The sequence below is a fragment of the Massilia genomosp. 1 genome (assembly GCF_011682185.1).
Lineage (GTDB): Bacteria > Pseudomonadota > Gammaproteobacteria > Burkholderiales > Burkholderiaceae_D > Telluria_A > Telluria_A rubra.
The window spans coordinates 1-250 of sequence record NZ_WHJF01000655.1 but is presented as its reverse complement, the minus strand read 5'-3'; the positions used below and the strand labels follow the sequence as shown (position 1 = coordinate 250).

Below are 250 nucleotides of genomic sequence, written 5' to 3'. Positions count from 1 at the left end.
TGCTCTTGCGGGCAGTGCCCACGACCGATGGCTCATGCTTTGCACCGGCCGCCTGCACTGCCGTGAAGCAGTTCAAACCATCGGAGACGACGATACTCGCTGCTGCCAGATGTTTCAATGCCCATTGAGCCTCTTGCAAAACTAGCGGAACGGATGAAAATTGCTTGGCAGCGCAAGCGAAAAGGTGGGAGTGGGCGCCCATTTCTGGCATGATTTAGTTCTAACGCTTAATCAAAACGCCCACACCATG

Annotated in this window: 1 pseudogene; it reads right to left on the bottom strand. The window is 54.4% G+C overall.

The window, feature by feature from the left end:
* Positions 1 to 211, bottom strand: a pseudogene (locus F1735_RS38470) (hypothetical protein); the annotation flags it as partial.
* Between the last annotated feature and the right edge of the window lie 39 nt (positions 212 to 250).